The 12,006-nt window shown below is 71.0% G+C and carries 12 protein-coding genes and 1 other RNA gene; 4 read left to right on the top strand and 9 right to left on the bottom strand.

The window, feature by feature from the left end:
- Positions 1–203: 203 nt before the first annotated feature.
- From NL142_RS06955 to NL142_RS06945, 3 genes are read left to right on the top strand one after another with little or no spacing between them, the layout of a single operon-like run.
- Positions 204–1,286 carry an extracellular solute-binding protein gene (locus NL142_RS06955; RefSeq protein ID WP_435081464.1) on the top strand — a complete coding sequence of 361 codons (1,083 nt, stop codon included), beginning with the start codon at positions 204–206 and terminating at the stop codon, positions 1,284–1,286.
- Entirely contained in the window at positions 1,286–2,314 is a 1,029-nt protein-coding gene (locus NL142_RS06950; RefSeq protein ID WP_435081463.1) for an ABC transporter ATP-binding protein, read from the top strand. The genes NL142_RS06955 and NL142_RS06950 overlap by 1 nt, the downstream gene beginning before the upstream one ends.
- A gap of 2 nt (positions 2,315–2,316) precedes the next feature.
- Positions 2,317–4,128 carry an ABC transporter permease gene (locus tag NL142_RS06945; protein ID WP_435081462.1) on the top strand — a complete coding sequence of 604 codons (1,812 nt, stop codon included), beginning with the start codon at positions 2,317–2,319 and terminating at the stop codon, positions 4,126–4,128.
- A 100-nt stretch (positions 4,129–4,228) separates the two neighbouring features.
- Here the strand turns inward: NL142_RS06945 and ssrA are convergent.
- The 5 genes from ssrA to prfB all read right to left on the bottom strand — a co-directional run bounded on the left by ssrA (position 4,229) and on the right by prfB (position 9,064).
- Positions 4,229–4,604, bottom strand: a transfer-messenger RNA (tmRNA) gene (ssrA, locus tag NL142_RS06940).
- 143 nt (positions 4,605–4,747) lie between these two features.
- On the bottom strand, positions 4,748–5,224 hold the full coding sequence (gene smpB / locus NL142_RS06935) for an SsrA-binding protein SmpB (protein ID WP_012037997.1): 477 nt from the start codon (positions 5,222–5,224) through the stop codon (positions 4,748–4,750).
- A 66-nt stretch (positions 5,225–5,290) separates the two neighbouring features.
- Positions 5,291–6,208 (bottom strand): permease-like cell division protein FtsX, encoded by a 918-nt coding sequence (ftsX, locus tag NL142_RS06930; protein ID WP_012037996.1) that lies wholly within the window; start codon positions 6,206–6,208, stop codon positions 5,291–5,293.
- Entirely contained in the window at positions 6,205–7,884 is a 1,680-nt protein-coding gene (gene ftsE, locus NL142_RS06925; protein ID WP_435081461.1) for a cell division ATP-binding protein FtsE, read from the bottom strand. The genes ftsX and ftsE overlap by 4 nt, the downstream gene beginning before the upstream one ends.
- 76 nt (positions 7,885–7,960) lie before the next feature.
- Complete coding sequence (gene prfB, locus NL142_RS06920; protein WP_435081460.1) at positions 7,961–9,064, bottom strand: peptide chain release factor 2; 1,104 nt, start codon at positions 9,062–9,064, stop codon at positions 7,961–7,963.
- 75 nt (positions 9,065–9,139) lie between these two features.
- Between prfB and NL142_RS06915 the strand changes: the two genes are divergently transcribed.
- Positions 9,140–10,447, top strand: a complete 1,308-nt coding sequence (locus tag NL142_RS06915) for an MFS transporter (protein WP_435081459.1) — start codon at positions 9,140–9,142, stop codon at positions 10,445–10,447.
- Positions 10,448–10,455: 8 nt separating this feature from the next.
- Here the strand turns inward: NL142_RS06915 and NL142_RS06910 are convergent, their stop codons facing one another.
- Genes NL142_RS06910 through NL142_RS06895 form a run of 4 tightly spaced genes read right to left on the bottom strand, consistent with a single transcriptional unit; the run spans position 10,456 to position 11,993 of the window.
- A complete protein-coding gene (locus tag NL142_RS06910; protein ID WP_435081458.1) occupies positions 10,456–10,944 on the bottom strand; it encodes a pilus assembly protein TadG-related protein in 489 nt (162 codons plus the stop codon).
- 47 nt (positions 10,945–10,991) lie between these two features.
- A complete protein-coding gene (locus NL142_RS06905) occupies positions 10,992–11,447 on the bottom strand; it encodes a hypothetical protein (protein WP_194682808.1) in 456 nt (151 codons plus the stop codon).
- Positions 11,422–11,799 (bottom strand): TadE/TadG family type IV pilus assembly protein, encoded by a 378-nt coding sequence (locus NL142_RS06900; protein WP_043587392.1) that lies wholly within the window; start codon positions 11,797–11,799, stop codon positions 11,422–11,424. Before NL142_RS06900 ends, NL142_RS06905 begins: the two co-directional genes overlap by 26 nt.
- Positions 11,799–11,993 (bottom strand): hypothetical protein, encoded by a 195-nt coding sequence (locus NL142_RS06895; protein WP_435081457.1) that lies wholly within the window; start codon positions 11,991–11,993, stop codon positions 11,799–11,801. The genes NL142_RS06900 and NL142_RS06895 overlap by 1 nt, the downstream gene beginning before the upstream one ends.
- Positions 11,994–12,006 lie beyond the last annotated feature (13 nt).

Below are 12,006 nucleotides of genomic sequence, written 5' to 3'. Positions count from 1 at the left end.
GCTCCCGCGAGCGGTGGCGACCTGCCTCGACCAGCCTGCTCCTCATCCGAGGGAATCGTCCGGCGTGTCCCCATGCTGAACAACGAGCCAACAGCGACCGCCGGGTCGGGAGGCCGGGGACCCCGCTCATATGGTGGGGACTTCGTGCCGGCCAGGCGCGACCGCCCGCGAGCACACCGACGTGCTCCCTCCGAGAGGACACCATGAAGAACCGCGCCCGCCGTCTCACCGCCTCCCTCGCCGCCGTCGTCGCGGCCGGGCTCGCCCTCAGCGGATGCGGGTCGTCCCCCGACAGCGGCACCGCGGACCCCGCCGTCTCCCCCGCCACCGGGGACACCCTCATCGTCTACACGAACTCCAACGGCGACGGCCGCGGCGACTGGGTCACGGCCGAGGCGGCGAAGGCGGGCTTCGACATCCAGATCGTGGGACTCGGCGGAGCGGACCTCGCGAACCGGATCGTGGCGGAGAAGAACAACCCCGTCGGGGACGTGGTGTTCGGCCTCAACAACATGTACTTCGAGAACCTCAAGGCGGAGGACGCCATCACCGCCTACACGCCCGCGTGGTCGGGCGAGGTCGACCAGGCCGCGGGCGATCCCGCCGACGGCGCGTACTGGCCGCTCGTGGAGCAGGCGATCGTCACCGTGCACGACGCGAAGCAGACCTCGGGCGGCGACGTGCCGAAGGACGTCACGGACCTCTACTCGTCGAAGTACGAGGGCGAGTACGAGGTCAACACGCGCCTCGGCGAGGCGACCCCGCAGCTCATCCTCGCGGGCCTCCTCGCGCCCTATGAGGACCCGGACGGCGACCTCGGCATCAGCGACGAGGGCTGGCAGGTCGTGAAGGACTACTTCGCGAACGGATCCCCCGCGGTCGAGGGCACGGACCTCTACGCCCGCCTCTCCCGCGGCGAGGTCGCGTTCGGCACGCTCGCCTCGAGCGGCATCGCGGCGCGCGACGCGCAGTACGCCACGACCACCGAGATCGTGCCCGCGAAGGCCGGCGTCCCGTTCGTCACCGAGCAGATCGCCGAGATCGCCGGCACGAAGAAGGAGGAGCGCGCCCGCGCGTTCATCGACTGGTTCGGCAGCGCCGACGTCCAGGGCGCGTTCGCGGAGGAGTTCTCGAGCTATCCCGTCAACACGACCGCGCGCGAGAAGGCGCTGCCTGCCGTGAAGGAGCTCATCGAGTCGCTCGACAAGCAGGACGTCGACTACGGCTTCGTGCGCGAGCACATCGCCGACTGGGTCGAGAAGACCGAGCTGGAGTACCTGCCCTGATGATCCGCTTCGACGACGTCGAGGTGCGCTTCGGCGATCAGGTGGCGATCCCGGGGCTCGACCTCGAGATCCACGAGGGCGAGTTCTTCACCCTCCTCGGGCCGTCGGGCTGCGGCAAGACGACGGCACTGCGGACCCTCGCCGGCTTCGTCGACCCGAGCCGCGGAGACATCGTCATCGACGGCCAGGTCGCCACGCGCCTCCCCAGCGAGAAGCGCCGGGTCGGCATGGTGTTCCAGAACTACGCCCTCTTCCCCAGCATGTCGGTGCGGCAGAACATCGCGTTCGGCCTCACGGTGCGGAAAGCAGGCAAGGCCGAGACCGACCGGCTCGTGCGCGCCATGGCCGACCAGGTCGAGCTGAGCGCGGCGCAGCTCGACAAGAACGTGGCGGAGCTCTCCGGCGGGCAGCAGCAGCGCGTCGCCATCGCGCGGGCGCTCGTGCTCGAGCCGCGGATCCTCCTGCTCGACGAGCCGCTGTCCAACCTCGACGCGAAGCTCCGCGTGCAGCTGCGCGACCAGCTGAAGGGCCTGCAGTCGCGCCTGGGCATCACGACCGTGTACGTCACGCACGACCAGGAGGAGGCGCTCACCATGAGCGACCGCATCGCGGTCTTCGACGCGGGGCGGATCGAGCAGGTCGGCACCCCGGAGGACATCTACGACCGCTCGGCCACCGAGTTCGTGGCCACGTTCGTCGGCGCCATCAACGCGCTCGGCCCCGCCACGGTGTCCCGCCTCCGCGACGCCGGCGCGACCGACCTCGACGCCTCGAGCCGCGCCTACGTGCGCCTGGAGCGCGTCTCGGTGGATCCGCGCGGGGCCACCCCGGCGGACGCGGGCCGCGTGCGCATCGACGGCGTGGTCGCCGAGCGGTCGTACCACGGGTCCTACAGCACCTACCGGGTCGACCTCGGGGACGACGCCGTCCAGGCGCTCGTCGCCGAGACGGGCGCCCCGCCGCTCGCGCCCGGCACCGAGGTCGTCGTGGGCATCGACCCGGCCGCGATCCTGCAGTACCGGTCGTAGCCGTGCGCACCCCCGTCCGCGCCCTGCTGCGCTCGCCCCTCGGCGTCGTGGTGCTCATCGCCGCGCTCTGGTTCGTCGTCACGTTCCTCGTGTTCCCGAACTCGAACCTGCTCGTCACGACCTTCTTCCCCGACGGCGCGTTCAGCGGCCGGGCGCTCGAGAAGCTCCTGAGCTCCGACCGGGCGATGCGCAGCGTGGGCAACAGCCTCCTGCTCGCGATCACCCTCGCGATCACGGTCAACGTGGTCGGCATCTTCATCGTGCTGGTGACCGAGTACTTCGTGGTGCGCGGATCCCGCGTCCTCTGGCTCGGCTACGCCACGACGCTCATCTACGGCGGCATCGTGCTCGCGGCCGGCTACAACTTCATCTACGGCCGCTACGGGTTCGTGACCGCCCTCGCGCAGCGCGCGTTCCCCGACCTCGACCCCGACTGGTTCTCGGGCTACTTCGCGGTCGTCATCGTGATGACCTTCGCCACCACCACGAACCACATGCTCTTCCTCCGCTCGTCGCTCGCGGCGATCGACCACCAGACCATCGAGGCGGCCCGGAGCATGGGCGCGGGCACGGGCCGCATCCTGTTCCGCATCGTGCTGCCGGCCCTGCGGCCCATGATCTTCGCGGTCACCGTCCTCACGTTCCTCACCGGCCTCGGGGCGCTCACCGCTCCTCTGGTGCTCGGCGGCACGGGCTTCCAGACGGTGGCGCCGATGATCGTCACGTTCTCCAAGAGCACGAGCTCCCGCGACCTCGCGGCGCTGCTCGCGATCGTGCTGGGCGTCGCCACCATCGTGCTGCTGGCGATCATGAACCGCGTCGAGAAGTCGGGCGTGTACTTCTCGGTGGCCAAGGTCGCGACTCCGCTGCAGAAGCAGCGCATCCGGAACCCGATCGTGAACGGCGTCGTGCACGTCGTCGCATACGCGCTGTTCGTGGTCTACGCGCTGCCGGTGATCCTCATCGTGCTGTTCTCGTTCCTCGACTCGAAGAGCGTGCAGACGGGCACGATCACGCTGGACTCGTTCACGCTGCGGAACTACGCGACCGTCCTCGGCTCCCCCGACGTGCTGCGCCCCTTCGTCGTGAGCCTCGTCTACAGCGCGCTGGCCGCCGTGATCGTCGTAGCGGGCCTCCTGTTCGTCGCGCGCATGATCCAGCGCAACCGCAACTGGGTCACCGCGACGCTCGAGTACCTGCTGCACATCCCGTGGATCCTGCCGACCATCCTCATCGCGCTCGCGCTGCTGCAGACGTTCGACCGGCCGCAGCCGCTGATCGGCGGGCAGGTGCTCACGGGCACGACCTGGCTGCTGCTCGTGGCCTACATCATCGTCAAGGTGCCGTTCACCCTGCGCCTGCTGAAGGCGGCGTTCGCGAGCGTGCCGCAGTCGCTCGAGGACGCGGCGCGGATCCTCGGCGCGAGGTCGCTCACGACGTTCCGGCGGGTGCTGGTGCCGCTCGTGATCCCCACGGTCGCCGCCATCACGGCGCTCAACTTCAACAGCCTGCTCGACGACTACGACGCGGCGGTGTTCCTCTACCAGCCGCTGTACGAGCCGCTCGGCATCGCGATCAAGGCGAGCACGGAGGGCGAGGCCAACCTCGACTCCATGAGCATCACGTTCGTCTACACGGTGCTGCTCATGATCATCATGGGGCTCACGATGTACCTCGTGTACGGGCGCTCGGGCGGGCGGAAGCGGCGACGCGGGCGGACGAGCTCGCCCGCGCTGGAGACGTCAGCGCCGGCCCTAGCGACGAGCGACCCGGGCGCGCCCGCCCTGACGGCGCCGCGCACGCCGGTGGGCTGATCCGCACGGCGAACGCGACGAAGGCCCCGTCCGGGTGGACGGGGCCTTCGTCGCGTCGGACGGATCCGGACCCTCGACGAGCGTGGAGCATGCGACGCGATGGTGGAGATGCGGGGAATCGAACCCCGGTCCACTGCTGTAATCCTGCGCCTTCTACGGGTGTATCCAGGAAAGGCGTCCTGCTCGGCCCCGGAACTTGCTCCTGGCATCTGATCCGACGGGCCCAGCCTCAGTTCGAGTCCCGCGCGGCCCTGAGGCACGACCGCGCAGCGAGCTCCCTGATCTGACGCCGACTTACCGGTTAGAGAGCATCCCCGGGTCGACGGTCCTGTTAGTGCGCTCGCTTAGGCAGCGAGAGCGAAGGACGACTGCTTGTTATTGGCAGTTGTATTTTGCAGAGAGCGTTTACGAGATAGCCCTGCATCCTCGACCCGCTTCTCGCAGTCATTCAGGCAATGTCGAAACCGATCATCCCCATGAACGGCCCAGCGCCTCTGTGAGGCGCCCGAGCCGGGTCGCATGTTCCACGCTGTCGAGTTGTCAATCGCCGATGGCATCTTCCGCGACCAGCCCTCCATGTTACCCGACCGCCGACGGTCGCACCACCGGGAGGAGGGAGCTACTCGCCGAGGCGGCGGTGGGACGACATCGCCCGGTCCGCCTCGCGCTTGTCCTGGCGCTCGCGCAGCGTCTGGCGCTTGTCGTACTCCTTCTTGCCCTTCGCGATGGCGAGCTCGACCTTCGCGCGGCCGTCGACGAAGTAGAGCTGCAGCGGGACGACCGTGTAGCCGCCCTCCTTCACCTTGGAATGGATCTTGAGGATCTGCTCCTTGTGCAGGAGGAGCTTGCGCTTGCGACGCACCGGGTGGTTGTTCCACGTGCCCTGGTTGTACTCGGGGATGTGCACCGCGTCGAGCCACGCCTCGCCGGCGTCGACGAACGCGTAGCCGTCGACGAGCGAGGCCCGCCCCTGCCGGAGCGACTTGACCTCGGTGCCCGTGAGCACGAGGCCGGCCTCGTAGGTCGACTCGATGGTGTAGTCGTGGCGCGCCTTGCGGTTGGTCGCCACCACCTTCTCGCCACGTTCCCTGGGCACGGTGGACTCCTCGATGGTTCAGGTGGATCCGCCCGGATCCGGGCAGCCCATCAGTCTACCGGAGGATCAGATCCGCAGATAGCGGCTGATCGCGAAGTTCGCGGAGACCGCCGCGAGCACGACGCCGACACCCAGGAGGATCGGCACCACGAGCAGCGCGTCGTCCATGTTCACCAGGGATATCGACGTCAGCCTCGTGCTCAGGAACCCCTGGACGAAGAACTTGACGAGCGCCACCGTCGCCGCGCTGGCGAGCACCGACCCGATGAGCGCCGCGAACACGCCCTCGAGGATGAACGGGGTCTGGATGAAGCGGTTCGACGCCCCGACCAGCCTCATGATGCCCAGCTCCCGTCTCCGCGAGAACGCGGACAGGCGGATCGTCGTGGCGATCAGCAGGGCGGCGGCCACGAGCATCAGGCCGGCGATGCCGACGGCTGTGAGGCTGGCGGCGTTCAGGATGGAGAAGATCTGGTCGAGGTACTGCCGTTGGTCGGTGACGTTCTCGACACCGGCGAGCCCGGAGAGGCTGTCGCTCAGGATGTCGGACTTCGACGGGTCCTTGAGGTTCACCCAGAACGCCTCGTTGAGGAACTCCGGCTGCACCAGCTCGGTGACGGGATCGCCCTTGAACTGCTCCTGGAAGTTCTTGTACGCCGTGTCCTGGTCCTCGAAGTAGTACTTGTCGATGAACGGGGCGAGCGTGTCGCTGTCGAGCTGCTGCTTGACGGCGTCGATCTGCTCCTGCGTGGCCTTGCCGTTGACGCATGTCTCGCTCGGCACCGACGTGTCGGTGCAGAAGTCGATCGCGACCTGCGCGCGGTCGTACCAGTAGTTCTTCATCTGGCCGATCTGCATCTGCAGCAGCACGGCAGCGCCGACGAACGTGAGCGAGATGAAGGTGACGAGCACGACCGAGACGACCATGCTGACGTTCCGTCGAAGGCCGTGGCCGACCTCGGAGAGGACGAGTCCGAGTCTCATCGCGTGGGCCCCACATCCTGTGCGCCGGTGTCGTCCGGCGACTCTCCTCGGGCACGGAGGCCCAGCTTCTCGGCCAGACCGAGCTCGGCGAGCTCGGCGTCGTCGCGTCCGTCGGCGGGCGCGGATCCGACCTCGCCGTCGGACAGGTCGGGCAGGCGGATCACGCCGGTGCCCTCGGGGAGCCGCCGGATGGATCCGGTGCTCGGGGCCGCGGGGGCGGCACCTCCGCCGTTGCGCCTGCTCGGCGGGGTGGGCGCGGAGCGCGGGCCGTCGTCCACGGGCGGCGCCTCATCGCGGATGACGGGCACGGCACGCGACGGCTCGACGGGGTCCGCGGGGACCTGCTCGGCTGGGCGCGGCTCCGGGCGGGCGGGAGCGGCCTCATGGCGCTCCTCCGCGGCCGGGGCCGGGGCGGCGGCCGGACGGTCGCGCTCGGCGTCGCGCTCGACCTCGCGCTCGGGGACGGGATCCACACGCGCGGCCTCGGCGAACGCGGAGGGAGCGTAGGCGGGAGCCGCCGGCCGGGATCCGCGGTCGGACCCCTCGTCGCGTGCCGGTCGCGCCGCGCGTGCGGCCTCGGCGTCGCGGTCGGACGACGTCGCCGGGATGATCGGCACGGCATCCGCGGCGGGAGCGGCGGATGAGGCGGCGGCGGGCGCGACGGCGCGAGCGGCGGATGTCGGTGCCGCCACCGCTGCCGGGGCCTCGGCGCCCATCGCGGGCTTCCGCGGCGCCTTCTTCGCGGCCTTGGCTGCGGCGGCCTCGCGGGTCGCCTCCTCCTTGGCGCGCGCCTTCTCGTCGGCGCGCCGCTGCTTGTCGCGCCTGGCCTGCTCGCGGCGCTCCGCGGCGTTCGCGGGCTCCGCCGGAGCGGTCGGGCGCACGGGTGCCGGCAGCGGCGCGGCGGGCACGAACACGGGCGTCGGCGCGGCGACGGGAGGGTGCTCGGGGTTCACGCCGACCGGGTTCTCCGCCGTGCGCGGCAGGTCGATGGCGGAGGTCTGGTACTGGCCGCCGACCTCGTCGCGGACGACCTCGCCGCCGATCAGCTCGATGACGCGCTTCTGCATCTGGTCGACGATGCCGGAGTCGTGGGTGGCCATGATCACCGTGGTGCCGTTGGCGTTGATCCGCTCGAGCACCTGCATGATGCCCGCGCTCGTCAGCGGGTCCAGGTTGCCCGTGGGCTCGTCGGCGAGGAGCACGGCCGGCTTGTTGACCACAGCGCGGGCGATGGCCACGCGCTGCTGCTCGCCGCCGGAGAGCTCGTGCGGGAGGCGCTGCTCCTTGCCCTGGAGGCCCACCATGGCGAGCACGTCCGGGACGGCCTCCTGGATGAAGCCGCGCGACTTGCCGATCACCTGGAGGGTGAAGGCGACGTTGTCGAACACCGACTTGTTCGGGAGCAGCCGGAAGTCCTGGAACACCACCCCCAGGCTGCGCCGGTAGTACGGGACCTTGCGGCTCGACAGCTGGTTCAGCTGCTGGCCCAGGACGTGGATCGTCCCTTGCGTGGGCCGGTCCTCCTTGAGCACGAGACGCAGGAAGCTGGACTTGCCGGACCCGGACGCGCCGACGAGGAAGACGAACTCCCCGCGGAGGATCTCGAGGTCGACGGAGCTCAGCGCCGGTCGGGGGTTGCCGGGATACACCTTGGATACGTGGTCGAACCTGATCATGTCGGTACGACCCTAGGCACGGGAGGTGCCTTTCGCCGCATCGACTCACCGCGGCCAGCGGTCCCTTCGGACTCTCTCAGGCGCGGTCGGGCGACTTCCGCCAGCGGATCCCCGCGGAGATGAAGCCGTCGAGGTCGCCGTCGAACACGTTGGACGGGTTGTTGACCTCGTGCTCCGTGCGGAGGTCCTTGACCATCTGGTACGGCGCGAGCACGTAGCTGCGCATCTGGTCGCCCCAGCTCGCGGTGATGTTGCCGGCGAGCTCCTTCTTGGTGGCCGCCTCCTGCTCGCGCTGCACGAGGAGCAGGCGCGACTGCAGCACCCGGAGGGCGGCGGCGCGGTTCTGGATCTGGCTCTTCTCGTTCTGGCAGGTGACGACGATGCCGGTCGGGAGGTGGGTGATCCGCACCGCCGAGTCGGTCGTGTTGACGGACTGGCCGCCGGGGCCGGACGAGCGGAAGACGTCCACCCGCATCTCGTTCTCGGGGATCTCGATCGACTCGGTCTGCTCGATGAGCGGCACGACCTCGACGGCCGCGAACGACGTCTGGCGCTTGCCGGCGGAGTTGAAGGGGCTCATGCGCACGAGGCGGTGCGTGCCGGCCTCGACGGAGAGCGTGCCGAACGCGTAGGGCGCGTCGATCTCGAAGGTCGCCGACTTGATGCCCGCCTCCTCCGCGTAGGACGTGTCGAGCACGGTGGCGGAGTAGTCGTGCTGCTCGGCCCAGCGCAGGTACATGCGCATGAGCATCTCGGCGAAGTCCGCGGCGTCGACGCCGCCGGCGCCCGCGCGGATCGTGACGACCGCGGGGCGCGGGTCGAACTCGCCGTTGAGGAGCGTCTGCACCTCGAGCTCGTCCATGATCTTGGTGATGCCGGCGAGCTCGCCGACCGCCTCCTCGGCGGACTCCTCGTCGTCCTTCGCCATCTCGACGAGCACGTCGAGGTCGTCGAGGCGGCGCTGCAGCTCGTCGATGCGCTTCAGCTCCGACTGCCGGTGGCTCAGGTCGCTCGTGACCTTCTGCGCCTTGTCGGTGTCGTCCCAGAGGTCCGGCTCGCCCGCCTGGGCGCTCAGCTCCTCGACCTCCTGCTGCAGGCGCTCGACGCCGATCACCGAGCGGATGTTGGAGTAGGTGTCGCGCAATTCTGTGATCCGCGAAGAGAAGTCCTGGTCGATCATGGTGCCGCCCAGCCTACCGTCAGGGCCGTCGGCGGCGTCCGGGGCGGGGGCCGCCCGCGCGTAGGCTCGGGGGCGATGTCGACCCCCGATGCCCCCTTCTCCCTCCGCGCGGTGGCGCTCCCGGCGCTGCTGCCCGCGCTCCTGTTCTCCATCGGCGAGGGGGCGATCATCCCCATCATCCCGATCGTCGCCGGCAGCCTCGGCGCCACGCTCGGGATCGCCGCCTTCATCGGCGGCATGATCATGCTCGGCGAGCTCGTGGGCGACATCCCGAGCGGATCCGTGGTGAGCCGCATCGGCGAGCGGACCGCCATGATCGGCGCGGCCTTCGTCTCCATCGGCGGCCTTGTGCTCTGCCTCCTCGCGCCGAACCCGCTCGTGCTCGGCATCGGCGTCTTCCTCATCGGCGTCTCCACGGCCGTGTTCGCGCTCGCGCGGCACGCGTTCATGACGAGCTTCGTGCCGCAGGCCTACCGCGCCCGGGCCCTGTCGACGCTCGGCGGCACGTTCCGCGCGGGGTACTTCGTCGGGCCATTCCTGGCCGCGGGCGTGATCCACCTGACGGGCGCGTCGCAGTCGGCGTTCGTGATCCACATCGTCGCGTGCCTCGCGGCCGCCGTGACGCTGCTCGTGCTGCCCGACCCGATGGACGTCGTGCGGCGCAACCGCGCGGCGGACCTGCAGAGCGCCGCGGCCGCGACCGCGGGCGAGCCGCAGGACGACGAGTCGGTCGGCGCCGCGGCCGGGACCGCGGCGGCGGGGCGCGAGTCGGCGGGCCTCGCTCGCACGCTGTGGCGGTTCAAGGGCGTGCTCGTGAAGCTCGGATCCGGCGCCGCCCTCATCGGCGCGATGCGCGCGGGCCGCGGCGTGCTCCTGCCCCTGTGGGCCGTGAGCATCGGCATCTCGGACGCGAACACGGCGCTCATCATCGGCATCGCGGGCGGCGTGGACTTCGCCCTCTTCTATGCGAGCGGCCAGATCATGGACCGCTTCGGCCGCCTCTGGAGCGCCGTGCCGTCCATGGTCGGGCTGGGCATCGGCTACCTCGTGCTCGCGTTCACACCCGACCTGCCCACGAACGTGCAGTGGTTCATCGGCGTCGCCATGTTCATGTCGGTCGCGAACGGCGTGGGCTCGGGGATCCTCATGACCCTCGGCGCCGACCTCGCCCCGAGCGAGGACCCGGCTCCCTTCCTCGGCGCCTGGCGCTTCACGGGCGACGCCGGCAGCGCCGCCTCCCCGCTCCTCATCGCCGCGCTCACCTCCGCCGCGTCGCTCGCCGTCGCGAGCGGCGTGATGGGCGTGCTCGGGCTCATCGGCGCCGGGATCCTCGTGCGGTACGTGCCCCGGTACGTGCCGCGGAAGCCGCGGCCGACCGCCTGAGGCACGGGTCACCCGCCTCCCGCGGGACCGACCGGCGCGGCGCCCGGCCCCACCAGCACGCTACGGGCGGTGCTCGTGACGTCGATGCGCACGCCCTCGGGGGCGAAGAGGGAGGCCACCGGCGGGATCCACGTGGCGGAGAGGGTGACGCGCGCGCTGCGGCCGTCCGGCGTCGTGGCGCCGTCGACGTGGAGGTCGTGGATCCCCGCCGTCGGCTCGTCGGCGAGGAACACCGTGACCGTGGAGGCCACGCCGGCGTCCGTGAGGGGCGGGAGCGCGACGCCGTCGTCGCCGACCGCGACCGCCGCCGCGCCGCCCCCGTCCACGTCGAAGGACTCGGCGCCGGCCAGCGCGGCCGCGTCCGCCAGGGAGAAGAGCCGGGCGCGTTCGAGGTACAGCGAGGACGCGGCCGACACCATGAGGATCACGGCGAGACCCAGCGCGCAGGACGCGATCACGAGCGGGAGGATCGAACCGTCGTCCCCGGTGGCGGGCACCCCCGAGAGCCGCTGCCCACCGCCGTGAGTCCGGCGGCGGCCGGCGATCATCGTCCCCCTCGTGCGAAGACGGAGACGCGCTCGTCCGCGTCGCCGTGGACCGCGACCGATCCTGGCGCGTCCGGCCCGGCGACGGGCGGCGCGAGGGGCAGCTCGGCCGCGACGCGCACCGACACGTGAACGAGCGACCGCGGGGCGTGGCAGCTCTGCGGGTCCGGCGTGCAGGTGATGTCGAGGGCGATGCCGCCGGGCGCGATCCCCTGGTCGGCGAGCGCGACCTCGACGGCCGACCGCGCCTCCCGGCGTCCGGTCGCGTCGTCGTCCGCCCGCACGTAGACGCGGGCCGCCTGCCGGGCTGCGCCCTCCGTGCCCAGCGCCGCACCCTGGATCGCGGACAGGGCGAGGACGAGGTAGACGAGCGGGACGAGGAGGAGCACGCCCGCCGTGATGAACTCGAGCGCCGCCGAGCCCCGGTCGTCAGCCCAGGCGCTCCACGGCCGCATGGCCCGTCACCTCCAGCCCGCGGTCGACGCCGAGGAGGCCGATGAGCGGCAGCGTCGTCCGCACGGTGACGCTGACGACCGCGTGCCCGAGCACGGTGCCCGTTCCCGCTGTCACGTCCTCCGCGTACCGCGCACCCACCGCCGTCGTGATCAGCTCGCGCGTGCGCTCGACGCCGTCGGCGCGGGTGGCGCCCGCGAGCGCGGCCGTGCGGGCGCCCTCCGCGGCGGCGTCGAGCACGGTCGTCCGCACGTGCAGCGCCAGCGCGAGCTGCACCACCGACAGGGCGAGGACGACGAGGAGGGCGCCGACCATGACGAACTCGGCGGGTGCCGAGCCGCGGTCGTCGCGCATCAGAACGACGTGACCCGGTCGATGGCCTGGGTGAACACGTTCTGCAGCAGGGGCCCCGCGACGCCCCACAGGATGATGACGAGCCCGGCCGTCATGAGCGTGATGAGCACCCAGCCGGGCACGTCGCCGCGGTCGTCGTCCCACGGGGTGCCGGGTGCCGGGTCGGCGCCCAGGGCGCCTCGGTCGTCGGTCATGTCGTGCCTCTCG

Source organism: Clavibacter quasicaliforniensis (genome assembly GCF_051201715.1).
Taxonomy (GTDB): Bacteria; Actinomycetota; Actinomycetes; order Actinomycetales; family Microbacteriaceae; genus Clavibacter; species Clavibacter seminis.
The sequence above is the reverse complement of the archived record's forward strand: the minus strand, read 5'-3'. Positions and strand labels throughout refer to the sequence as shown.

Excerpts from the sequence above, each read along its gene's own strand:
- NL142_RS06955 (WP_435081464.1), top strand. The coding sequence starts at position 204 with ATGAAGAACCGCGCCCGCCGTCTCACCGCCTCCCTCGCCGCCGTCGTC.
- NL142_RS06950 (WP_435081463.1), top strand. The coding sequence starts at position 1,286 with ATGATCCGCTTCGACGACGTCGAGGTGCGCTTCGGCGATCAGGTGGCG.
- ftsX (WP_012037996.1), bottom strand. The coding sequence starts at position 6,208 with ATGAGACTCGGACTCGTCCTCTCCGAGGTCGGCCACGGCCTTCGACGG.
- ftsE (WP_435081461.1), bottom strand. The coding sequence starts at position 7,884 with ATGATCAGGTTCGACCACGTATCCAAGGTGTATCCCGGCAACCCCCGA.
- prfB (WP_435081460.1), bottom strand. The coding sequence starts at position 9,064 with ATGATCGACCAGGACTTCTCTTCGCGGATCACAGAATTGCGCGACACC.
- NL142_RS06915 (WP_435081459.1), top strand. The coding sequence starts at position 9,140 with ATGTCGACCCCCGATGCCCCCTTCTCCCTCCGCGCGGTGGCGCTCCCG.
- NL142_RS06905 (WP_194682808.1), bottom strand. The coding sequence starts at position 11,447 with ATGCGGCCGTGGAGCGCCTGGGCTGACGACCGGGGCTCGGCGGCGCTC.
- NL142_RS06900 (WP_043587392.1), bottom strand. The coding sequence starts at position 11,799 with ATGCGCGACGACCGCGGCTCGGCACCCGCCGAGTTCGTCATGGTCGGC.
- NL142_RS06895 (WP_435081457.1), bottom strand. The coding sequence starts at position 11,993 with ATGACCGACGACCGAGGCGCCCTGGGCGCCGACCCGGCACCCGGCACC.